Annotated in this window: 21 protein-coding genes and 1 tRNA gene; 15 read left to right on the forward strand and 7 right to left on the reverse strand. The window is 68.8% G+C overall.

Annotated elements, in window-relative coordinates; translation table 11 throughout:
* Nucleotides 1-116: 116 nt before the first annotated feature.
* Nucleotides 117-192: transfer RNA gene (locus ACQGNW_RS17590), tRNA-Glu, on the forward strand.
* A gap of 820 nt (nt 193-1,012) precedes the next feature.
* A complete protein-coding gene (gene fdxA, locus ACQGNW_RS17595) occupies nt 1,013-1,336 on the forward strand; it encodes a ferredoxin FdxA (protein WP_426664678.1) in 324 nt (107 codons plus the stop codon).
* A gap of 126 nt (nt 1,337-1,462) precedes the next feature.
* Here fdxA and ACQGNW_RS17600 read toward each other — a convergent pair whose 3' ends face one another.
* Both ACQGNW_RS17600 and dapA read right to left on the reverse strand, forming a co-directional pair.
* Nucleotides 1,463-2,032 carry a hypothetical protein gene (locus ACQGNW_RS17600; protein ID WP_426664679.1) on the reverse strand — a complete coding sequence of 190 codons (570 nt, stop codon included), beginning with the start codon at nt 2,030-2,032 and terminating at the stop codon, nt 1,463-1,465.
* 51 nt (nt 2,033-2,083) lie between these two features.
* Nucleotides 2,084-3,010, reverse strand: a complete 927-nt coding sequence (gene dapA / locus ACQGNW_RS17605) for a 4-hydroxy-tetrahydrodipicolinate synthase (protein ID WP_426664680.1) — start codon at nt 3,008-3,010, stop codon at nt 2,084-2,086.
* A gap of 83 nt (nt 3,011-3,093) precedes the next feature.
* On the opposite strand from dapA, the gene ACQGNW_RS17610 reads away from it, so the two are divergent.
* The 8 genes from ACQGNW_RS17610 (at nt 3,094) to ACQGNW_RS17645 (ending at nt 9,461) form a co-directional block, all read left to right on the forward strand.
* Nucleotides 3,094-3,654: a glycine cleavage system transcriptional repressor gene (locus ACQGNW_RS17610; RefSeq protein WP_426664681.1), complete on the forward strand. Its 561-nt coding sequence runs from the start codon at nt 3,094-3,096 to the stop codon at nt 3,652-3,654.
* Between the two features lie 105 nt (nt 3,655-3,759).
* The gene (locus ACQGNW_RS17615) at nt 3,760-4,224 is read left to right on the forward strand and encodes a peroxiredoxin (protein WP_426664682.1); all 465 of its coding nucleotides are present in this window, start codon (nt 3,760-3,762) and stop codon (nt 4,222-4,224) included.
* An 82-nt stretch (nt 4,225-4,306) separates the two neighbouring features.
* Complete coding sequence (locus tag ACQGNW_RS17620; protein WP_426664683.1) at nt 4,307-5,686, forward strand: PhoH family protein; 1,380 nt, start codon at nt 4,307-4,309, stop codon at nt 5,684-5,686.
* A gap of 75 nt (nt 5,687-5,761) precedes the next feature.
* On the forward strand, nt 5,762-6,055 hold the full coding sequence (locus tag ACQGNW_RS17625; protein WP_426664684.1) for a GIY-YIG nuclease family protein: 294 nt from the start codon (nt 5,762-5,764) through the stop codon (nt 6,053-6,055).
* A 118-nt stretch (nt 6,056-6,173) separates the two neighbouring features.
* Nucleotides 6,174-6,959, forward strand: coding sequence for a bifunctional hydroxymethylpyrimidine kinase/phosphomethylpyrimidine kinase (gene thiD / locus ACQGNW_RS17630; protein WP_426664685.1), 786 nt, complete (start codon nt 6,174-6,176; stop codon nt 6,957-6,959).
* Nucleotides 6,960-7,029: 70 nt separating this feature from the next.
* The gene (locus ACQGNW_RS17635) at nt 7,030-7,968 is read left to right on the forward strand and encodes an aspartyl/asparaginyl beta-hydroxylase domain-containing protein (protein WP_426664686.1); all 939 of its coding nucleotides are present in this window, start codon (nt 7,030-7,032) and stop codon (nt 7,966-7,968) included.
* Nucleotides 7,969-8,026: 58 nt separating this feature from the next.
* The gene (gene sigJ / locus ACQGNW_RS17640; protein WP_426664687.1) at nt 8,027-8,953 is read left to right on the forward strand and encodes an RNA polymerase sigma factor SigJ; all 927 of its coding nucleotides are present in this window, start codon (nt 8,027-8,029) and stop codon (nt 8,951-8,953) included.
* Between the two features lie 49 nt (nt 8,954-9,002).
* On the forward strand, nt 9,003-9,461 hold the full coding sequence (locus tag ACQGNW_RS17645) for a carboxymuconolactone decarboxylase family protein (protein WP_426664688.1): 459 nt from the start codon (nt 9,003-9,005) through the stop codon (nt 9,459-9,461).
* Between the two features lie 118 nt (nt 9,462-9,579).
* Here the strand turns inward: ACQGNW_RS17645 and ACQGNW_RS17650 are convergent, their stop codons facing one another.
* Nucleotides 9,580-9,726 (reverse strand): hypothetical protein, encoded by a 147-nt coding sequence (locus tag ACQGNW_RS17650; protein ID WP_426664689.1) that lies wholly within the window; start codon nt 9,724-9,726, stop codon nt 9,580-9,582.
* A 240-nt stretch (nt 9,727-9,966) separates the two neighbouring features.
* On the opposite strand from ACQGNW_RS17650, the gene ACQGNW_RS17655 reads away from it, so the two are divergent.
* Nucleotides 9,967-11,355, forward strand: a complete 1,389-nt coding sequence (locus ACQGNW_RS17655) for a serine hydrolase domain-containing protein (RefSeq protein WP_426664690.1) — start codon at nt 9,967-9,969, stop codon at nt 11,353-11,355.
* Here ACQGNW_RS17655 and ACQGNW_RS17660 read toward each other — a convergent pair.
* The 4 genes from ACQGNW_RS17660 to grxC form a co-directional block, all read right to left on the reverse strand.
* Nucleotides 11,318-12,463: a helix-turn-helix domain-containing protein gene (locus ACQGNW_RS17660; protein ID WP_426664691.1), complete on the reverse strand. Its 1,146-nt coding sequence runs from the start codon at nt 12,461-12,463 to the stop codon at nt 11,318-11,320. The two genes, ACQGNW_RS17655 and ACQGNW_RS17660, sit on opposite strands and share 38 nt — an antisense overlap.
* A gap of 144 nt (nt 12,464-12,607) precedes the next feature.
* On the reverse strand, nt 12,608-13,621 hold the full coding sequence (locus ACQGNW_RS17665) for an isocitrate dehydrogenase (RefSeq protein WP_426664692.1): 1,014 nt from the start codon (nt 13,619-13,621) through the stop codon (nt 12,608-12,610).
* A 239-nt stretch (nt 13,622-13,860) separates the two neighbouring features.
* Nucleotides 13,861-14,271 carry a carboxymuconolactone decarboxylase family protein gene (locus ACQGNW_RS17670; RefSeq protein WP_426664693.1) on the reverse strand — a complete coding sequence of 137 codons (411 nt, stop codon included), beginning with the start codon at nt 14,269-14,271 and terminating at the stop codon, nt 13,861-13,863.
* Nucleotides 14,268-14,531, reverse strand: coding sequence for a glutaredoxin 3 (grxC, locus tag ACQGNW_RS17675; RefSeq protein WP_426664694.1), 264 nt, complete (start codon nt 14,529-14,531; stop codon nt 14,268-14,270). The genes ACQGNW_RS17670 and grxC overlap by 4 nt, the downstream gene beginning before the upstream one ends.
* Before the next feature lie 290 nt (nt 14,532-14,821).
* Between grxC and ACQGNW_RS17680 the strand changes: the two genes are divergently transcribed.
* The 4 genes from ACQGNW_RS17680 to ppk1 all read left to right on the forward strand — a co-directional run bounded on the left by ACQGNW_RS17680 (nt 14,822) and on the right by ppk1 (nt 20,886).
* Nucleotides 14,822-16,507 carry a M48 family metalloprotease gene (locus ACQGNW_RS17680; protein ID WP_426664695.1) on the forward strand — a complete coding sequence of 562 codons (1,686 nt, stop codon included), beginning with the start codon at nt 14,822-14,824 and terminating at the stop codon, nt 16,505-16,507.
* A 190-nt stretch (nt 16,508-16,697) separates the two neighbouring features.
* Nucleotides 16,698-17,387 (forward strand): phosphate regulon transcriptional regulator PhoB, encoded by a 690-nt coding sequence (gene phoB / locus ACQGNW_RS17685; protein WP_426664696.1) that lies wholly within the window; start codon nt 16,698-16,700, stop codon nt 17,385-17,387.
* 94 nt (nt 17,388-17,481) lie between these two features.
* A complete protein-coding gene (gene phoR / locus ACQGNW_RS17690) occupies nt 17,482-18,738 on the forward strand; it encodes a phosphate regulon sensor histidine kinase PhoR (protein WP_426664697.1) in 1,257 nt (418 codons plus the stop codon).
* Nucleotides 18,739-18,792: 54 nt separating this feature from the next.
* On the forward strand, nt 18,793-20,886 hold the full coding sequence (ppk1, locus tag ACQGNW_RS17695) for a polyphosphate kinase 1 (protein ID WP_426664698.1): 2,094 nt from the start codon (nt 18,793-18,795) through the stop codon (nt 20,884-20,886).
* Nucleotides 20,887-20,936 lie beyond the last annotated feature (50 nt).

Here is a 20,936-nt window from a genome sequence, read left to right on the forward strand (position 1 = left end):
GTCCGGCGCGGCCAGGGCGGCGGCGCAACGGCCTGCAGCCGTCCATCTTACCTGCCGTCGCCGGGGCATTGCCGGGCGAAACATTTCCGCTATACTAGCGCGCTTCGCGTCAATCCGCTCCCATCGTCTAGTGGCCCAGGACACCGCCCTCTCAAGGCGGGAACACGAGTTCGAACCTCGTTGGGAGCGCCATTCGCCTTGCTTTTGCGGTCTTCCGTGATCGCGGCAACATGGCAGCAAGCAGCAGGAGCTCAGTTATTCGCCCTGTTCAAGCGCCAACCGCGGCCATCCATGGCCGCACTGCTCAGTAACTTGTGCGATTCGTCCGGAATCGCGGCGCGATGTGGCGGTACGGCAAGCTTCAAGCGTTCGCCCTGCTCCAGCGCCAACCGCGGCCATCCATGGCCGCACTGCTCAGTGACTTGTGCGATTCGTCCGGAATCGCGGCGCGATGTGGCGGTACGGCAAGCTTCAAGCGTTCGCCCTGCTCCAGCGCCAACCGCGGCCATCCATGGCCGCACTCTTCAAGAACAGCCGGCACGATCAAGCGATCGTGCCGTTTGTTTTTGGAGCAACATCAACGGCAATGGCAATCGCTTTTCGACCTCGGTTTCCGGATGCGGCGCGGCATGGCCGCATCGTCTATCGCGCAGGCGGGAGTGGCTCCACAGCCCTCGACACAGCCTGCCCGTAGTGTCGGCGGATTGAACGGGGCCATTTCTCGGGGTTATTTCTCTTGACTCCGGGCATCCGGCCCTCCGCCCTTCGGGCCGGCTTCGCGGTCCGCCGCCGCTCCTGCGGCGGCGTGGGCCAGCAAAAAGAAGTGATTCGGGCGCCGGCAGGCGACCGAAACCGCCTTCTAGCTTGCGTAGGCGCGAGGACAAAAGCCCCTCTCCAGCAACCCCTCCCTGCAAGCGGGCAAGGGGACAACCCGCAAGCCGCGCCAGCGACTTCTCACCCGGCGCGCGTTGCAGTCATACTTGCCAACGCCACAACGCAAGAGCCCCGCCCCATGACCTTTGTCGTCACCGACAACTGCATCAAGTGCAAGTACACCGACTGCGTGGAAGTCTGCCCGGTCGACGCCTTCCACGAAGGCCCGAATTTCCTGGTGATCGATCCGGACGAATGCATCGACTGCACGCTGTGCGAGCCGGAATGCCCGATCAACGCGATCTACCCGGAGGACGACGTGCCCGCCGGCCAGGAGGGTTTCGTGGCGCTGAATGCCGACCTGGCGAAGGCCTGGCCGGTGATCACCGAGCGAAAGGACGCCCCCGCTGACGCCAAGGACTGGGAAGGCAGGCCGGACAAGCTCAAGCTGCTCGAACGCTGAGGCCTGGAATGACCTTGCGATCATCCATGATCGCGAGAATCAAACGGGCAGCCATCCCTGGCTGCACTACCCAACGAAAATGCCGCCCTCGGGCGGCATTTTCGTTGGCGAGAAGAGCCTTGGCGGTCAGCCGCCGAGGCGTCCCTTCAGCACGTCGATCACCTTGGCGACCGCACCGGCGTTGCCCTGCGCGCGCACCTCGCTGGCACTGGTGCCGCTGGCGCCCACCGTGATCTGCACCGGATGCGTGGCGCCGCCGAGTTTGGTCGCGCTCTTGTCGTGGTGCCCGAACAGCCGTCCGAAGAAGCCCTTCCTGGGCGCCGGCGCCTCGCCGCCCACCACATTCACCGTGTAGCTGTGCGTGCTGTCGTCATGGCTGACCAGCTGGCCAAGGCTGCCGCTCTCCAGCGCCTGGCCCACCTTCTGGTAGGTGTTGTCCACGGTATCGGACACCACGAAGCCGTCGGCGATCTGGCCGCCGCCGGCGGGCGTGACCTGCGGCTGGTTCGAGCCGGGCGGCGGGATCACCAGCGCGGCATTCGCCGGCGGAGTGTCCAGGCCCGGCGGGATTTCCAGCGGGGATTCCTGCTTGGCCGTCTCCCACGCCTTCGTGGAGCGGAACATGCCGCAACCGGAGAGCAGCAGGCCCGCGAAGGCCAGCGCCGGCAGGGTCACGAGGAGCGAGGATTTCTTCATGCAAGGGTTTTCCGTGGAAGGTTCGTTGATGGCCGCCAGCGCGGCTTTCGGTCAGGCTGCGTGCGCCAAGGATGCCAGACTGGACAGCGCCTCGCGCAAACGGGCGCGGTCCGCGCCTTCCGCGAGCTCCACCAGCGGCAGCCGCGGCAGCGCCGAACCCAGCCCCAGTTCCGGCAAACCGGCCTTCACCGCGATCGGGTTCGGCGCGCAGTTCAACGCCTGCACCAGGGGCGCCAACGCATCGTCGCAACGTGCGGCGGCGGCGCGGTCGCCAGCGGTCGCCGCATCGCACAGCGCGCGGAACGCCCTGGGCACCAGGTTCGCCACCACCGACACGGTACCGGCGGCGCCGGCCAGCATCGCCTGCCCGGCCGTGCCGTCGTCACCGGAGAGATAGACGAAATCCGGCCGCGCAAGTTCCGCCAGTGCGGCGATGCGCCCGGCATCGGCACGCGCCTCCTTGATGCCGACGATGGCCGGGTGCCCGGCGAGCTGTGCCACCGTCTCCGGCAGCAGGTCGCAGGCAGTGCGGCTGGGCACGTTGTACAGCACCACCGGCAGGCCGCCGTGCTCGGCCACCTCGAGGAAATGCCGGCGCATGCCTTCCTGGGTGGGACGCACGTAGTACGGCGTCACCACCAGCGCCGCATCGGCGCCCAGCGCCTTGGCACGACGCGTGGCGGCCACGGTTTTCGCGGTGCCCGCCTCGCCGGTGCCGGCGACCACCGGCACGCGGCCGGCGACGTGCTCCACCGCGAACGAAAGCAGGCGGTCGAACTCGTCGTGCTCCAGCATGTGCGCCTCGCCGGTGGAACCGGCCACCACCAGTGCCTGCGTACCGCCGGCAAGCTGGTGGTCGAGCAGGCGCGCGAACGCCGGCAGGTCGAGCGCGCCGTCGGGCGCGAACGGCGTGGCCAGCGCGCAGATGCTTCCGCGAATGTCCAAGGTGGGATACCGCATGGGAATCGGGTCTTGCATGTTACTTGCGGGCTTGCGGGAGCGGCAAGTAAGCTGGCCGGCGCGATTCCCGCGCCGCGCGGGATCCGGCACAGGCCAACCCATTGAAACCGACGCCCTCCGCCCGTTCGGGCAGTGACAACCAGTTGCTGATCCACGCGCTGACCTCCGCCGCCCATTCGCCGCTCACCGCGCTGACCCGCCGCATCGCCGACGCCGGCTGCAGCCTGGCCGAATCGCGCGTGGCCACGATCGGCAACGAGGTATCGATCATGCTGTTGGCCAACGGCGCCTGGGACGCACTGGCCAAGCTGGAGACGGCGCTGAACAAGCTGGCGCGCGACGAGAACCTGCGGCTCAGCCACTACCGCACCGCACCGCGCGAGCCGAATTCGCACCTGCTGCCCTACATGGTCGAGATCATCTCCGCGGACCGCCCCGGCATCGTGGCGCGCATCGTGGAGTTCTTCAGTCAGCAGGGCATCAGCGTGGAGCAGTTGCACTCCACCCGCTACCACGCGATGCAGACCGGTGCGGAGATGTTCCAGGCGCAGTTCACGATCGGCATTCCGGCCGACGTACACATCGCCGCCTTGCGCGACGATTTCCTGGAACTGTGCGACGGCCTGAACCTGGACGCGATCATGGATCCGGTGAAGTTCTAGCTTGCGCCTGCACGGCGTGCCTGACAAGGCTGTCATCCGTAACATCCATCGCGCTAGTCTCTGCCCCGGACACAGGCGAAACCCCGCCGGGTTTCCGGAGAGACCATGCCAGACATCGGAAAGAAGGCCCCTGCCCTCAGCGGCATCACCGGCGCCGGCAGCGCGCTGAAGCTCGCCAGCCTCAAGGGCCAGTGGGTCGTGCTGTATTTCTACCCCAAGGATGCCACCCCCGGTTGCACCAGCGAGGCGAAGGACTTCCGCGACCTCTACACCGGATTCCGCGAGCGCAATGCCGAGATCGTCGGCGTCTCGCGCGACTCGGCGAAATCCCACGCCAACTTCGCCGCGAAGCAGCAACTGCCGTTCCCGCTGGTATCCGACGCGGACGAAACCTGGTGCCGGGCCTTCGACGTGATCCACGAGAAAGTGCTCTACGGCAAGCGCCACATGGGCGTGGTGCGCAGCACCTTCCTGATCGATCCCGACGGCAAGCTCGCCGCCGAATGGCGCGGCGTGAAGGTGCCGGGCCACGCGCAGGCCGTGCTCGACGCAATCCCCGCCGGCAAGTGACCGACACCCTTTTCCCCATCGCGCCCGCGGCATCCGTCATGCCGCGCCCCCTTCGTACTGCCCCTCGCGAGGTTCCCGCCGCATGACCGGAAGCAAGCGCATCTACGCCCTCGACACCAACGTGCTGCTGCACGACCCCACCTCGCTGTTCCGTTTCGAGGAACACGACGTGTTCATCCCGATGACGGTGCTGGAGGAACTGGACGAGAAGAAGAAGGGCGCGTCGGAAGTCTCGCGCAATGGCCGCCAGGTCAGCCGCTTCCTCAACGAACTGATCGTGCGCGGCAACGGCCACGGCATCAGCAACGGCCTGGAGCTGGCCAGCCCGCAGGGCATCAACCTCAAGCGCGGCGCCGCGGTGGGGCGCCTGTACTTCCAGCAGCGCACCAGCGCCAACCACGGCAAGGCGGACAACCTGATCCTCGCCGCGGTGATCGAACTGCGCGACCAGAACCCGGACCGCGCGGTGATCCTGGTCAGCAAGGACATCAACCTGCGCATCAAGGCGAAGATCTACGGCATCGATGCGGAGGACTACGAGAACGACCGCGCGCTGGACGACTTCGCGCTGCTCTACACCGGCTCGGCAGCGCTGCCCGAGGATTTCTGGGACCGGCACCCCGAGGTGGAGTCGTGGAACGAGCGCGGCCGCACGTACTACAAGCTCGACCGCCACGACGACGAGGACTGGTACGCCAACGAGTGTCTGTACCTGCCCGGCGAGGGCGGCGTGGAACTGCGCGTGCTGCAGGTGGACGAGCGCAAGGCCACGCTGCTGCTGCTGGACGACCACAGCCACGCGAACCACCACGTCTGGGGCATCGCCGCGCGCAACCGCGAGCAGAACTTCGCGCTCAACGTGCTGATGGACCCGGACGTGGATTTCGTCACCCTGCTCGGCACCGCCGGCACCGGCAAGACGCTGCTGGCGCTGGCGGCCGGCCTGGCCCAGGTGATGGACCAGCAGCGCTACCGCGAGATCATCATGACCCGTGCCACGGTCTCGGTCGGCGAGGACATCGGCTTCCTGCCCGGCACCGAGGAGGAGAAGATGACGCCGTGGATGGGCGCGCTCACCGACAACCTCGAGGTGCTCGCCAACCCCGAGGAGGGCGGCTCGTGGGGCCGCCAGGCCACCAACGACCTGCTCGCCTCACGCATCAAGATCCGCTCGCTGAACTTCATGCGCGGACGCACCTTCCTGTCGCGCTACCTGATCATCGACGAGGCGCAGAACCTCACGCCCAAGCAGATGAAGACGCTGATCACCCGAGCCGGCCCGGGCACCAAGATCGTCTGCCTGGGCAACGTGGAGCAGATCGACACGCCCTACCTCACCGAGACCACCTCGGGCCTCACCTACGCGGTGGACCGCTTCAAGCAGTGGGAACATTCGGCGCACGTCACCCTGCGGCGTGGCGAGCGCTCGCGACTGGCGGATTTCGCGTCCGAGGCGCTGTAAAGCTTGTGATCGTCATGCCGGCGTAGAGCCGGTCCCGAACCTGATTCGGGGTCGGCATCCAGTGGAGGCCATGCCATGGATCGGCGACAACCTTGTGTGTACATGCTTGCCAGTCGACAAAACGGCACGTTGTACATCGGCGTCACCAGCTACCCGGTCGGCCGCATATGGCAGCACCGCAATGAAGTCATCGCAGGCTTCACATCGCGCTATCACGTCCACGATCTGGTCTGGTACGAGCTACATGTAACGATGGAGTCCGCCATCCTGCGCGAGAAACAACTCCAGGAGTGGAAACGGGCGTGGAAACCGCGATTGATCGAGGCTGAGAATCCCGAATGGCGCGATCTTTACCCGACACTACTGTGACTGGATTCCGGCCTGCGCCGGAATGACGAGCAGAGAACCCGCTCCGCTTTTGGTCGTCATTCCGGCATAGGCCGGAATCCAGTTGAAAACCGCAGCCATACCAAGACGCCGCCTCAACATGCCCCACCCCACGCTCCCCATCGCCCTCACCATCGCCGGCTCCGACTCCGGCGGTGGCGCGGGCATCCAGGCCGACCTGAAGACCTTCCAGGCCCATCGCGTGCATGGCCTGTCGGCGATCACCGCGATCACCTCGCAGAACACGCGCGGCGTGACCGCGGTGCACCCGGTGCCGCTCAGGCACATCCGCAGCCAGATCGCCGCGGTGTTCGACGACTTTCCGGTCGCCGCGGTGAAAACCGGCATGCTGGGCAGCGCGGCCATCGTGCGGCTGGTGGCGCGGGAGATGGCGGCGCGCAGGCCCGCGTGGCTGGTGGTCGATCCGGTGATGATCGCCACCAGCGGTGCGCGGCTGCTGGACGAGGATGCCATCGCGGTGCTGGTGAACGAGCTGATCCCGCTGGCCGACGTGCTCACGCCCAACCTGCCCGAGGCCGAGGCGCTGCTGGGTTATCCGGTCCGCAGCGCGAAGGATTGCGTCCGCGCCGGCAACGAGCTGCGCGAACTGGGCGCGCGCAGCGTGCTGCTGAAGGGCGGCCACGGCAGCGGTCGCGACGTGGTGGATCGCCTGTTCGACGCGCGCGGCGTGCTGGAACTGCGCCATCCGCGGCTCAAGCTGGAGGCGCACGGCACCGGCTGCACGCTGGCCTCGGCAGTTGCCGCCGCGCTGGCGCTGGGACACCCGCCCCGCCGTGCCGTGCGGCGCGCGGTGGCCTACGTGCAGCGTGCGCTGGCCCGTGGCTACCGGCCTGGCGGCGCGCCGCTGCGCGTGCTGTCGCACTGATCCGGCGCTGCGGCGGTTCACGGCGCGGGCGCTAGAATGGCGCCTTGCCCGCCCCGCCCGACTGCCTCCGATGACCCCGCGCCTCGTCCTGCTGATCCTGATCCTGCTGTTCGCGCTGTGCGTGCTGCTGGTGCACCTGCGCGGGCGGGCACGGCTGCGCTTCGACCGCCAGCTGGTGGACCACTCGGCGATCTTCGCGCCCTACAACCTGCTGATGTACGCGTTCTCCGCGGTGCCGGCGCGGCCCATCCTCGACCGCCGCGGCTTCCCGCAGCTCGACCTGCTGCAGGCGAACTGGCAGACCATCCGCGCGGAGGCGCTGTCGCTGTTCGACGAGGGCCACATCCGCGCGGCGCAGGGCGGCAACGACGCCAGCTTCAACAGCTTCTTCAAGCAGGGCTGGAAGCGTTTCTATTTGAAGTGGTACGGCGAGCCGCTGGCCTCGGCCGAGGCGCTCTGCCCGAAGACGGTGGCGCTGCTGAAATCCATCCCCAGCATCAAGGCCGCGATGTTCGCCACACTGGCGCCGAACAGCCGGCTCAACCCGCACCGCGATCCGTTCGCCGGCTCGCTGCGCTACCACCTCGGCCTGATCACGCCGAACTCGCGCGACTGCCGTATCTTCGTCGATGGCGAGGAACACGCCTGGGGCGACGGCAAGGACGTGGTGTTCGACGAGACCTACGTGCACTGGGTGGAGAACAAGACCGACCAGACCCGGGTGATCCTGTTCGCCGACGTGGAACGCCCGCTGCGCACGCGCTGGATGAGCGCGATCAACCATCGCGTGGGTGCGTTCATGGGCAAGATCACCGCCTCGCCGAACACCGAGTCGCCGGAAGAGAAGACCGGCTTCGTCAACCGCGTGTTCGCGCTCAACCAGCGCAACCGCGAGCGCAATCGCGCATTCAAGAAGAAGCACCCGAAGCTGTTCCGCACGCTGAAGTACCTCGGCATGCTGGTGCTGCTCTGGCTGATCTTCCTGGCGCCGTGGCCATTCTTCCGCTGAGCCTGTCACGTTCGCGCACGCTGGTACGTCCTTGCACCGATTCCCCGAGGAAATCGTCATGGACCCGCAAACCGCCCTGTTCCAACGACACCGCCGACGCCTGTTCGGGCTGGCCTACCGCATGCTTGGCACGCCCGCCGACGCCGAGGACGTGCTGCACGACGCCTGGCTGCGCTGGCACGCGCAGGACACCGCCGCGCTGGACGATCCCGAGGCCTGGCTGGTCACCGTGACCACGCGCCTCGCCCTGGATCGCCTGCGCCGCGCCAGGACCGAGCGTGAGCACTACCCCGGCCCCTGGCTGCCCGAACCGCTGGTGGATGAAGCCGCGCCGGCCGACCGCAGCGGCGCCGAGACGCCCGAAGCCGCGCTGGAGCGCGACCAGACCCTCACGCTGTCCTTCCTCACCCTGCTGGAGCGGCTGGGCCCGGACGAGCGCGCCGCCTTCCTGCTCAACGAGGTGTTCGACTACAACCACGCCGAGACGGCTGCCATCCTCGGCATCACCGAGAACGCCTGCCGCCAGCGCGTGCATCGCGCCCGGGCGCGGCTGCGCGAGGACCGCCCACGCTTCAGCGTGGACGCGCGCGCCCAGCAACGCCTGCTGCAGCGTTTCGTGGCCGCGATGGAGCAGCCCACGCTGGACTCGTTGCGCGCGCTGTTCGCCGAGGACGCCATCCACATCTCGGACGGCGGCGGCGTGGTGTCCGCCATTTTGCATCCGCTGCATGGCGCCGAGCGGCTGGCGCGACTGTACCTGCAGATCGCCCACAACACGCGTCTGCAGCCGCTGCGCTACAGCCTGCTCACGCTCAACGGGGCGCCGGCCCTGCTGGCCTGGTCCGGCAGCACGCTGACCACCGCGATCTGGATCGAAGGCGACGGCGAACGCATCTCCGCCATCCACGCGCTGCGCCATCCGGGCAAGCTGGCGCGGCTCGCGGCGACGGTAACGAATCCGGAAGCCGGTGCGTCCTTGCACTGAACGGCCCATTCCGGCCGACATCCGCCAACCGAAACAGGAGTTCCCTCCCATGACCCGCATTTCCGTCCAGCGCCACTACGCCGTCATGCAGCCGCTGATCCAGCTCGGCCAGGAGATCCGCCAACGCGGCCATCTCGACGCGAAGCTGACCGAGCTGGTGCTGATGCGCTGCTCGCAGATCAACGGCTGCGCCTTCTGCCTCGACATGCACAGCAAGGACGCCCGCGCCGCCGGCGAAACCGAGCAGCGCCTGCACCTGCTGCCCGCCTGGCGCGAGACCAAGCTGTACAGCGAGGCCGAACAGGCCGCCCTGGCCTTCGCGGAGGAACTTACCGAGCTGCCCTCCCACGAGTCGGTCTCCGATGCGCTCTACGAGCGGGTGCGCCAGCACTTCGACGACGCGGCCGTGATCGATCTGGTCCTGCTGATCGGCCTGATCAACACCTGGAACCGCCTCAATATCGCCGTGCGCACGGAAGGCGGCCACTACAAGCCCGCCGCGCACTGATCCCCGGCGCATTCGCGCAGGCCTCACCCGCTTGCGCGGATGCGCCCGATGGCCAGCCGCAACCTTCCCCGCAAGGCGTCCCGCCAGCCCTCGCCGCCGGCGTTGGCGGGGCATGTCCCTAGATCACCAGGCTCGCCGCCAGCAGCCGCAACAGCAGGAAGTTGTCGCGGCCACTGGCCTGGCCGTCGGCGATGGTGGCGATGCGACCCGCCGCCGCACGGCGGCGGCCGTTCCACAGGCCCGGCAGCCACCCGCTCGCCTTCATGCGCCTCCCTCCATCGGCATCCGGCCCCTCCGGATGCCTGGGGACGAGCGCCCATGGCAGCCACCCTCCCGCCCAGGCAGCAGCCTGCGGCCGTCGCCCCCATTCCGCATGTCCACGGCGTCCGGTCCGGCCGGATCGCACCCGGACGGCGCGCGCCCGCGTACGATTCCGCCGCCCCGGACGCCACCGCCCGGACCGCGCCGCCATGCTGGCCCCTCCTTTCCCAGGCGGACGCCCACGATGCAGCGCACCCTCAGGTTCACCCTCCTCGCACTTGCCGTGGCCCTGCTGGCCGCCGCGCTATGGCTCGGCACCTCCGGCGGGGATCTGCTGCGGCTCGCCACCGGCTCGGTCAGCCGCGGCGTGTGCGACGCGGCCTTCGTCAGCCGGGTCGATCCCGGCGGCGTGTTCCGCGAACAGCACGCGCCGCAGATGCGCGATATCGACTGGGCGATCCGCTGGCACGTGGACAGGGCACGGCGGGAGGCTGACGCCAGCGTGCTGGGCGCCTTCGCTGCCCACGCCGTGTTCCGCCCCGGGCTGGGCTGCCTGCTGTTGCACGGCGACGGCACACCGGCGGAGTCCGCCGGTTTCACTCCCGCGCCGATCGTCAGCCCGTACCCGGACCGCGTGGTCGCATCGGACGACCCGGCGATCCGCGCCGCGATCGATCGCGCTTTCGCCGAGCCCGACCCCGCGCACCCGCGCAACACCAAGGCCGTCGTCGTGCTGCACGATGGCCAGCTGCTCGCCGAGCGCTACGCCCCCGGCTACGGGCCGGACACGCCGATCTGGGCGCACTCGCTGACCAAGTCGCTGACCAATGCTCTGGTCGGCATCCTGGTGCGCGAAGGCAAGCTGCGGCTGGACCAGCCCGCCCCGGTGCCGGCCTGGCGCCAGGCGGGCGACCGGCATGGCGCCGTGACCGTCGACCAGCTGTTGCGCATGGACAGCGGCCTTCCGTTCGACGAGACCAACGGTGCGCTGAGCCCGCTGACACGCATGATCTTCCTCGAGCGCGACATGGCCGCCTACGCATCGCGGATGCCGCTGGCACATGCGCCCGGCACCGCCTGGGGCTACAGCAACCTGGGCTACGTGCTGCTCGGCCGCATGGTTACCGACGCCGCCGGCGGCAGTGAGGTGGCCGCCGAGCGCTTCGCGCGGCGCGAACTGTTCGCACCGCTGGGCATGGCACACACGCTGATCCAGACCGACGCCGACGGCACCCTGATCGGCTCGGGTGGCAGCTACGGCACGGCGCGCGACTTCGCCCGCTTCGGCCAGCTCTATCTTGACGATGGCGTGGTCGACGGCAAACGCGTCCTGCCCGAGGGCTGGGTGGCCTACAGCCATTCTCAGACGCTCGACACGGGCTATGGCGCCGGCTTCTGGCTGAACGTCAGGAACGACACCCGGGTACCGGTGTGGAACGCGCCCTGGGGCATGCCGCAGGTGCCGAAGGACATGTACTACGCACGCGGTGCGTTCGGGCAGTACGTGGTGATCGTGCCGTCGGAGAAACTCGTCGTGGTGCGCATGGGCATCTCGCTGGACTACGGCGACCACACCGGCGACCTGGTGGCGGCGGTCATCGCGGCCCTGCACCACCCGCCGTATCGCCGGTGAGCTGCCGGGCCGCCTTGCGGTAGCTGCTGGGTGTCTCGCCCACCTGGCGCTTGAACGCGGCATTGAAGGTGGACTTGGAGGTGAAGCCGCAGGCGTAGGCGATGTCGAGAACGGTGCGCGCGTCCCCGGCGTCGGCGAGACGGGCGCGAGCCGCCTCCACGCGCAGCCGGTTGACGTAGTCCCAGAACGTGCCGCCGAAGCGGCGGTTGATCACCGCCGACACCAGGTACTCGGGATAGCCACTGCGCTTCGCCACCTGGCCGATGGTCAGCGCCGGCTCCAGGTACAGCGGCGCGGCGCCTTCCATCAGGGCCGCGAGACGCGCCTGCACTGCGTCATAGCGCACATCGTCCCGTTCGGCGGCCGCGGCCGGCGCCACGGCGTCCTCTCCCGCCGGAGCGGCCTCGGGCTCGGTCGCCACCGGCGGCTGGTTCAGGCTGAACCAGCCAACCACGCACACCCAGCCCGCCACCAGGCCGAACAACAGCATGTAATTCACCACCGGCATCCACACCACCGCCTGCACGATGGCGACGATCCAGATCACGATCTGGCACAGCGCCATCGCATCGATCCAGCGCAGCGAATGGCGGTCGGCGTCCGAACGCCGCTCGCGCAACTCGCGCCGGTGGCGGTGCACGCGCACCAGCGCCGCCGCCACGTAGGACAGGCTGTAGACGAACAGCGGCCCGTCGAACCACGCGCCGACGTTGCGCTCGCCGGCGATCCAGCGCGCCGACAGCGTCGCGATCCGCGCATGATCCATCGTCCACACGTAACCGTCAGCGACGAACATCGCGCCGAAGCCGAGCAGGTGCACGCAGTCGCGCCACCGGAAGCCGCGCCCCTGCGTCAGCGCGCGTACGTAGAGGTAGAACAGGCTGCCGTAGAGGAACGGGAACAACGCCACGAAGCGGTAGGCGCGGAACCACTCCGGTGCCAGCGTGTGCCAGTAAGTCGCCTTCACCGCCAGGTCGAGCCCGGCCAGCGCCACCCATACGGCGAGCAGTCGGTTCGCCTCGCGGTTGGCGGACCGCCGCCACAGCGCCAGCGCGAGCAAGCCGGCCTGCAGTGCCGCGGCAACATAGAGGAAAACCCAGAACGTCATGCGCGCGAGGACGGGCGAAGGCACGGAGGCGGCCGGAGCCATCGATGCTAACGAAGCGGGCGACGCCGTTCCAGAACACGCCACTCCAGAAACGCGAAGGCCGCGGACGGTGCCGCGGCCTTCGGGGACTTCCTCGCGGAACGATCAGCCCTTGACGCGTTGCGCGATGGCCGCGCCGAAGCTCTCGGTGGAGCCCTTGCCGCCCAGGTCCGGCGTCACGCTGTCGCGGTCGTTCGCCATGGTGTCGCGGATCGCGGCGCGCAGCTTGTCGCCCTTGGCCACCATGCCGAGGTGGTCGAGCATGTCGGCCGCGGCCAGCAGCAGCGCGCAGGGGTTGGCGATGCCCTTGCCGGCGATGTCCGGCGCCGAGCCGTGCACCGCCTCGAAGATCGCCGCGCCTTCGCCGATGTTGTCGCCCGGCGCCAGGCCCAGGCCGCCGACCAGGCCGGCGCAGAGGTCCGACAGGATGTCGCCGAACAGGTTGGTCGTGACGATCACGTCGAACTGCTCGGGCTTCATCACCAGCTGCATGCAGGCGTTGTCCACGATCATCTCGTTGAACTCGATCTGCGGGTATTCCTTCGCGATCTCGCGCGCCACGTTGAGGAACAGGCCCGAGGCGGTCTTGATGATGTTCGCCTTGTGGACGGCGGTGATCTTCTTGCGGCCCTTCTTCACCGCCAGCTCGAACGCGTAGCGCACGATGCGCGCGCAGCCCTTGCGGGTGACGCGGATCAGCGAGGTGGCGACCTCGCCGTCGTCGGACAGCGTCTGCCCCTCGGACAGGTAGGCACCCTCGGTGTTCTCGCGCACCGTGATGATGTCGATGTTCTCGAAGCGCGCCCTGGTACCCGGGAAGCTGATCGCCGGACGCACGTTGGCGTACAGGTCGAAATGGCGGCGCAGGGTGACGTTGATCGAGGTGAAGCCGCCGCCGATCGGGGTGGTCAACGGGCCCTTCAGCGCCACCTTGTGCTCGGCGATCTTGTCCAGCGTGGCCTTGGGCAGCAGGTCGCCGTGCTTCTCCAGCGCCACCATGCCGGCATCGGCGAAATCGTAGGCGAGGCCGCAGTCCAGCGCGTCGAGCACGCGCAGCGTGGCGGTCATGATCTCCGGGCCGATGCCGTCGCCCGGGATCACCGCGATGGTCTTGCTCATGGGGGAAACTCCTTGGGGAATGGAACCGTCGACCGGCGCCGGCCGCGGCGCGCAGGATCGACAATCCTGCAATTATCGCCCATCGCCACGGCAGCGAACAGCGGCGAGCCCGCGCAAGGCGTTGAAAATCCTCGCACGGAGCGTTGCGTGAAATGGCATGCCGCGCCTTGCATCGGCGTTCCGGCGAGACCCGCCCGTCGCCCCAACCCTCCCCCGAGGGGGAGAGGGTGAAAAGCGCGTCAGGCGTGGTCGGCGCAGCCGGCGGGCGCGGCGTCGCCCGCCTCCAGCTGGTCGAGGAAATCCACCGCGCGGCGCAGATGCGGGATCACGATGGAACCGCCCACCACCAGGCCGACGCCGAAAGTCTCGAAGAATTCCTCGCGCGTGACGCCGGCTTCCTTGCACTGTGCCACGTGGTAGCTGATGCAGTCGTCGCAGCGCAGCACCATCGAGGCGACCAGGCCCAGCAGCTCCTTCGTCTTCACGTCCAGCGCGCCGGGCTTGTAGGTCTGCGTGTCCAGCGCGAAGAAGCGCCTTACCACCTGGTTGTCTTCGGCCAGGATGCGCTCGTTCATGCGCTGGCGGAACGCGGTGAACTCGGCCACGCGATCCTTTCCGCCGCGGTTGCCGTCGTCGTTGCCGCCGCTCATGCGGCTTCGCCCAGCAGTTCGGCCAGCCGGCCGCTGCGGTCGGCGGCGACGAGGTCGTCGTAACCGCCCACGTGCTGGCCGTTGATGAAGATCTGCGGCACCGTGCGGCGGCCGCCGCTGCGCGCCAGCATCGCGTCGCGCTGGACCGGGTCGGCATCCACGCGGATGTCCTCCCAGGTCAGGCCCTTGGCCTTGAGCAGGTTCTTGGCCGCCACGCAGTACGGGCACACGGCGGTGGAATACACTTCAATCTTGGACATCACGAAACTCCGATTGCCTGCGCCGCAAGATGGGGGTCGGAATCCCACGGAACAAGCCATTGCGCGCGTGGTCTCTATTGAAAAGTGCGGCCATGGATGGCCGCCCGTTTGATCCTCGCGATCATGGACGATCGCAATAACACCTCAAAGTGCGGCCATGGATGGCCGCCCGTTTGATCCTCGCGATCATGGACGATCGCAATAACACCTCAAAGTGCGTCCATGGATGGCCGCCCGTTTGATCTTCGCGATCAAGGATGATCGCAAAAGTTGCCCATTGTCGCCCACGTATGCCCATGCCGCCACGACGTCCCGCCACGCGCCTGCTGACCGCCCTGATCCTCGCCGGCCTCGCCTTTGCCGCCGGGGCTCAGGACAACGTGCGCCTGCCCGACCTCGGCAGCTCGGCGAATGCGCTGATCTCGCCGCAGGAGGCGCAGGACTACGGCGCCGCGATGCTGCGCCAGATGCGCGCGCTGGGCATGGTGGTGGACGATCCCCTGCTGGACGACTACCTCAACGACCTCGGCTTCCGCCTGGTCGCTGCCTGCGCCAAGCCGCGCGACCACTTCGCGTTCTTCATCGTCAAGGACGACCAGATCAACGCGTTCGCCGCGCCGGGCGGCTACATCGCGGTGAATTCGGGCCTGATCACGATCACCCGCAACGAGAGCGAACTGGCCGGCGTGATCGCCCACGAGATCGGCCACATCACCCAGAATCACCTGCAGCGCGCGTTCGAGGCCTCGAAGAAGGATGCTCCGCTGATGGCGCTGGTACTGCTGGGCGCGATCGCCGCCGGTGCCGGCAGCAAGAGCGGCGACGCCCCGATGGCGGTCCTGGCCGGCGGCCAGGGCCTGCTGGCGCAGAAGCAGATCAACTTCACCCGCAAGGACGAGATCGAAGCCGACCGCGCCGGCATCCAGACGCTCGCCAACGCCGGCTTCGACCCGGACGCGATGGCCGCGTTCTTCCAGCACATGGAGGACGTGCTCAGCACCGGCGCGGGCGGCCAGGCGCCCTCGTTCCTGCAGGACCACCCGGTCACCACCGACCGCATCGCCGACGCCAAGGCGCGCGCCGGCGCGCTGATCGCCGCGCAGAAGCTGCGCCCGTCCGGCGACACCCTGCTCAAGGGCCAGTGGGAGCAGATCACCGTGCCGATGCCGTTCGTGCACGCGCCGATCCGGCTCGGCAGGAGCGCGGCGGATCCGGACGGCCTGAGCACCTATGCGCTGATGCGCGAACGGGTGCGCGTGCTGTCCGGCAACGCGATCCGGCTGGCTGCCTGGTACAGCACCAACCTCAAGGACCACCCGGAGTTCGACACGCCGGCCAACCGCTACGGCTATGCGCTGGCGCTCACCCGCAGCGACCGCGGTGCGCAGGCCGTGGCGCAATTGCAGCCGCTGCTCAAGGCACACCGGGGCAGCCTGATCCTCGACCTGGCACTCGCCGACGCCGAGTTGCAGGCTGGCCAGCGCGACGCCGCGCTGGCGCTGTACCGGCAGCTCAACCAGCGGTCGCCGCGCAACCGTGCGGTGGCGCTGGCCTATGCCACCGCGCTCACCGACGGCGGCGACAGGCAGCAGGCCGCCACCGCGGCGGACCTGCTGCGTCCGCTGCTGGAAAACAGCGACCAGCCCGAGATCTACAGCGCCTACGCCCGCGCCAGCGAAAAGGCCGGCGACAGCGAGCGCGCCGGCGAGGCGTTTGCCGACGCCAGCTACTACTCGGGCCGCCCGTTCGACGCGATGGAACAGCTGAAGCGCCTGCTCAGGCGCGACGACCTCAGCTACTACGCCCGTGCGCGCATCCAGGCCCGCATCGCCGAGCTCACCCCGCTGGTGCTGGAACTGCGCAAGCGCAGGATCGAGACACCGGACAACCCCGCCACCCGGGACGGCTCGCAGCAACTGCAGGACGAACGCTGCGCGGGGCGACTGTGTCTCGGCCTGGATGCAGGCTCACGCTGACAGTGCCACCATGGATGGTAGCCGCTTGATTCTCGCGCCGGGATGAGCGCAGATGCACCACGGGTGCGGCGATGGTTGGCCGCTTGTCGGTTTCGGCGCTCACGGACAGGCGCGCAGATGATCCATGTCATCGCCGCGTAACATTTCTCCTCTGCAATACCACGGTCACAGGCCAACGGACGCTGCCCGCGTGCACAAACGCATCCTGATCGTCGAAGACGAGACCTCGATCCGCGACATGATCGCGTTCGCCCTGCGCAAGGCGGACATGGAGGCGATGCAGGCCGCCGATGCCCGCGCCGCCCAGCTGGCCATTTCCGAGCAGGTACCCGACCTGATCCTGCTGGACTGGATGCTGCCGGGCATGAGCGGGCTGGAGCTGGCGCGCCGCCTGCGCAAGGAGGAGCTGAGCCGGGAGATCCCGATCATCATGCTCACCGCACGCGGCGAGGAGATGGACCGCGTCAACGGCCTGGAGGCCGGCGTCGACGACTACGTGGTCAAGCCATTCTCCACCCGCGAGCTGATCGCGCGGATCAAGGCGGTGCTGCGGCGCAGCCATGGCGACGATGGCTCCGGCGTGGTGGAGCTGGGTCGGCTGCGCATCGACGGCCCCGCGCACCGCGTGTTCGCCGGCGACGAGGCGGTGACGATCGGCCCCACCGAATACCGCCTGCTGCACTTCTTCATGACCCACCCCGAGCGCGTGTACTCGCGCGCGCAACTGCTCGACCACGTCTGGGGCGGCAGCGTCTACGTGGAGGAGCGTACCGTGGACGTGCACATCCGCCGTCTGCGCAAGACGCTGGAACCGTGGCAGCTGCAGGACATGGTGCAGACCGTGCGCGGCAGCGGCTACCGCTTCTCGGCCAGCGCCTGACCCTCATCCCCCGGGCACTGCATGGCCGGGAGGCCCGGGGCGGGCGCCCCTGTAAGCTCTGTACCCAGCCCGCCAACTGCCCGGCCCTCCATCGATGCCTACCACCCGCCGCTGGAAACTGCCCACTGCCTGCTTCGCCGCGCTTGCCGCCGGCGCGCTGCTGGGCTGGCTGGCCGACGGTCATGTCGCGGCCGGCGTGGCGATTGTCGCCGTGGCGGAAATCGTCTTCCTGCTGACCCGCGACGGTCATCTGGCGCGCCCCATCATGGCGACGACCGCCGCCGCGAAACACGACCGCCTGATGACGCGTACCCACCGCCTCGCCTCCAGCCTGCGCGACCTGCGCCGCACCGCCAGCCAGCTGCCCGACGCGGTGGTGCTGCTCGATCCCGACCAGCGCGTGCGCTGGTTCAACCACGCCGCGGAAAACCTGCTGGGCCTGCGCGCCCCGCAGGACCGCGGCGTGACGCTGGGCCGGCGCCTGCCGGCCTCGGAGCTGGCCGAGTGGCTGCAGCAGGACGAACGCGAGCCGCTGCACGACACCATCGCGCCCGGGCGCCCGGACAGCCAGATCAGCGTGAGCCTGCTGCCGTTCGGCCGGCGCCAGCAGGTGCTGCTGGCGCGCGACACCAGTCACGTCACCCGGCTGGAGCAGATGCGCCGCGACTTCGTGGCGAACGTCTCGCACGAGCTGCGCACGCCGCTCACCGTGATCCACGGCTACCTCGAGCTGATCGATCCCGAGGACGCGCCGGCGCTGGCGCCGGTGCTCGACGAGATGCGCGCGCAGTCCAAGCGCATGGGGCAGATCGTGGAGGACCTGCTCACCCTGTCGCGGCTGGAAACCCAGCACCACATCGAGGACGAGCGCGTGCCGATGGCGCCGCTGCTGGCCAGCCTGCGCAAGGAGGCGGAGGCGCTCAGCCAGGGCCGCCACACCATCGCGGTGGAGGCCGACACCGGACTCGACCTGCTCGGTTCGCCGAAGGACCTGCACAGCGCGCTGTCGAACCTCGTCAGCAACGCGGTGCGCTACACCCCGGCCGGCGGCAGCATCACGATCCGCTGGCGGCGCAGCGGCGACGGCGCGACGTACTCGGTCAGCGACACCGGCTACGGCATCCCCTCCAGCCACCTCGCCAGGCTCACCGAACGCTTCTACCGCGTCTCCTCCAGCCGCTCGCGCGGCACCGGCGGCACCGGGCTCGGCCTGTCCATCGTCAAGCACGTGCTGAACCTGCACCAGGCGCGGCTGAGCATCGAAAGCGAACCGGGCCGCGGCTCCACCTTCGCCTGCCATTTCGGCCCCGAGCGCCTGCTTCCCGCCGCCAGCGGCCACGACGAAAGCTGAAGCACAGCGAGCCACGTCGCGCACCAGCCGCCGCGCATGCGCCAGAATGCGGGCATGCCACGCCACGACACCCATGCCACCGGGCATCCCGACCTCACCGCGCCCGAGCTCTACCTCAGCCGCGAGCTTGCCGCACTGGAGTTCAACTTCAGGGTGCTGGCGATGGCGCGCGACGCCACGGTACCGCTGCTGGAACGGCTGCGTTTCCTCAGCATCGTGGCGAACAACCTCGACGAGTTCTTCGAGGTGCGTGTGGCGATGCTCAAGCACCATCACGCCTACGGTTCGGCCGCGCCGGGTCCGGACGGGCTGTCGCCGCCGGAACTGCTCTCGCGCATCCGCGCCCGCGTGCTGGAACTGGTCGCCGAGCAGTACGCGATCTGGCAACAGGAGCTGCGCCCGCAGCTGGAATCCGAACGCATCCGCGTGCTCACCCGCGCGCAGTGGACGCCGCGCCAGCGGCGCTGGCTGCAGGGCTACTTCGAGCACGAGGTGCTGCCGGTGCTGTCGCCGCTGGGGCTGGACCCGGCGCACCCGTTCCCTCGCATCCTCAACAAGACGCTGAACATCGCGGTGGTGCTGAAGGGCCGCGACGCGTTCGGCCACGAGGGCCACATGGCGCTGGTGCGCGCGCCGCGTTCGCTGCCGCGGATCATCCGCCTGCCCGCCGAGGTGTGTGGCGAGGGCGATCACTTCGTGTTCCTCGCCGAGCTGCTGCAGGCCTTCGTCGACCTGATGTTCCCCGGCTTCAAGGTGGTCGGTTCCTACCAGTTCCGCGTCACCCGCAACAGCGAGCTGATCGTGGAGGAGGCCGAGGTGGACAACCTCGCCCGCGCGCTCAGCGAGGAGCTGCTGGGGCGCGGCTACGCGCGGCCAGTGCGGCTGGAGATCGCCAACGACTGCCCGCAGGCGATCACCGCCATGCTGACGCAGAACTTCCAGCTGGAGGAAGCCGACGTCTACCGCTGCGACGGCCCGGTCAACATCATCCGCGCCGGACTGATCTGCGACTGGCTGGAGCGCCCCGAACTGAAGTACCCGCGCTTCACCCCGCAGCTGCCGGCCGGGCTGGAGACCAGCCGCGACAAGTTCGAGCAGATCGCCCAGCGCGACGTGCTGCTGCACCACCCCTACCAGAGCTTCGCCGCGGTGGTGGACCTGCTGCGCCAGGCCAGCACCGACCCCAGGGTGCTGGCGATCAAGCAGACGCTGTACCGCGCCGGCGAGGACACGCCGCTGGTGGATCTGCTGGTGGAGGCCGCGCGCCACGGCAAGGACGTCACCGTGGTGGTGGAGCTGCGCGCGCGCTTCGACGAGGAGGCCAACATCCGCCTCGCCACGCGCCTGCAGGAGGCCGGCGTGCAGGTGGTGTACGGGGTGGTGGGCTACAAGACCCACGCCAAGATGATGCTGATCGTGCGCCGCGAGGACGGCGTGCTGCGCCGCTACGCGCACCTCTCCACCGGCAACTATCACCAGATCAACAGCCGCAGCTATACCGACATCGGCCTGATGACCGCCGACCCGGAGATCGGCGAGGACCTGCACAAGGTGTTCCAGCAGCTCTCGGGCCTGGGCCCGCGCATTGCGCTGAAGCGACTGCTGCATTCGCCGTTCACGCTCTACGCCGGCGTGATGGAGCGCATCGAGCGCGAAACGGAGCTGGCGCGCGCCGGCCGTCCCGCGCGCATCGTGGCCAAACTGAACGCGCTCAACGAGGCGCACGTGATCGAGGCGCTGTACCGCGCCTCGCAGGCGGGCGTGGAGATCGACCTGATCGTGCGCGGCGCCTGCACGCTGCGCCCCGGCCTGCCCGGCGTCTCCGAGCGCATCCGCGTGCGCTCCATCGTGGGCCGCTTCCTCGAGCACAGCCGGGTGTACTGGTTCGGCAACGACGGCCAGCCCGAGCTCTATTGCGCCAGCGCCGACTGGATGGAACGCAACCTCATGCGCCGCATCGAGATCGCGTTCCCCATCCGCGACCCCGAGCTGGCCGCACGCGTCTACGAGGAAACCCTCGCCAACGGCCTCGCCGACAACACGCAGGCCTGGCTGCTCGATGCCGATGGCCGCTACCACCGCGCCACGCCGGGCCGGCATGCGCCCTACAGTGCGCAGCAGGCGCTGCTGGACAAGCTGTGCCCGTGAGCGCGGCGATGCGGCATCATGGGCGGACCGGCGCCGACCCGCAAGGAGCC

It is taken from the genome of Rhodanobacter aciditrophus (assembly GCF_050026795.1).
GTDB lineage: Bacteria > Pseudomonadota > Gammaproteobacteria > Xanthomonadales > Rhodanobacteraceae > Rhodanobacter_A.

Coding starts and splice junctions, on each gene's coding strand:
- ACQGNW_RS17645 (WP_426664688.1), top strand. CDS start 9,003: ATGACCCGCATTTCCGTCCAGCGCCACTACGCCGTCATGCAGCCGCTG.
- thiD (WP_426664685.1), top strand. CDS start 6,174: ATGCCCCACCCCACGCTCCCCATCGCCCTCACCATCGCCGGCTCCGAC.
- ACQGNW_RS17660 (WP_426664691.1), bottom strand. CDS start 12,463: ATGACGTTCTGGGTTTTCCTCTATGTTGCCGCGGCACTGCAGGCCGGC.
- ACQGNW_RS17680 (WP_426664695.1), top strand. CDS start 14,822: ATGCCCATGCCGCCACGACGTCCCGCCACGCGCCTGCTGACCGCCCTG.
- ACQGNW_RS17620 (WP_426664683.1), top strand. CDS start 4,307: ATGACCGGAAGCAAGCGCATCTACGCCCTCGACACCAACGTGCTGCTG.
- ACQGNW_RS17635 (WP_426664686.1), top strand. CDS start 7,030: ATGACCCCGCGCCTCGTCCTGCTGATCCTGATCCTGCTGTTCGCGCTG.
- sigJ (WP_426664687.1), top strand. CDS start 8,027: ATGGACCCGCAAACCGCCCTGTTCCAACGACACCGCCGACGCCTGTTC.
- ACQGNW_RS17615 (WP_426664682.1), top strand. CDS start 3,760: ATGCCAGACATCGGAAAGAAGGCCCCTGCCCTCAGCGGCATCACCGGC.
- grxC (WP_426664694.1), bottom strand. CDS start 14,531: ATGTCCAAGATTGAAGTGTATTCCACCGCCGTGTGCCCGTACTGCGTG.
- ACQGNW_RS17600 (WP_426664679.1), bottom strand. CDS start 2,032: ATGAAGAAATCCTCGCTCCTCGTGACCCTGCCGGCGCTGGCCTTCGCG.
- ppk1 (WP_426664698.1), top strand. CDS start 18,793: ATGCCACGCCACGACACCCATGCCACCGGGCATCCCGACCTCACCGCG.
- ACQGNW_RS17625 (WP_426664684.1), top strand. CDS start 5,762: ATGGATCGGCGACAACCTTGTGTGTACATGCTTGCCAGTCGACAAAAC.
- ACQGNW_RS17670 (WP_426664693.1), bottom strand. CDS start 14,271: ATGAGCGGCGGCAACGACGACGGCAACCGCGGCGGAAAGGATCGCGTG.
- fdxA (WP_426664678.1), top strand. CDS start 1,013: ATGACCTTTGTCGTCACCGACAACTGCATCAAGTGCAAGTACACCGAC.
- dapA (WP_426664680.1), bottom strand. CDS start 3,010: ATGCAAGACCCGATTCCCATGCGGTATCCCACCTTGGACATTCGCGGA.
- phoR (WP_426664697.1), top strand. CDS start 17,482: ATGCCTACCACCCGCCGCTGGAAACTGCCCACTGCCTGCTTCGCCGCG.
- ACQGNW_RS17650 (WP_426664689.1), bottom strand. CDS start 9,726: ATGAAGGCGAGCGGGTGGCTGCCGGGCCTGTGGAACGGCCGCCGCCGT.
- ACQGNW_RS17665 (WP_426664692.1), bottom strand. CDS start 13,621: ATGAGCAAGACCATCGCGGTGATCCCGGGCGACGGCATCGGCCCGGAG.
- ACQGNW_RS17655 (WP_426664690.1), top strand. CDS start 9,967: ATGCAGCGCACCCTCAGGTTCACCCTCCTCGCACTTGCCGTGGCCCTG.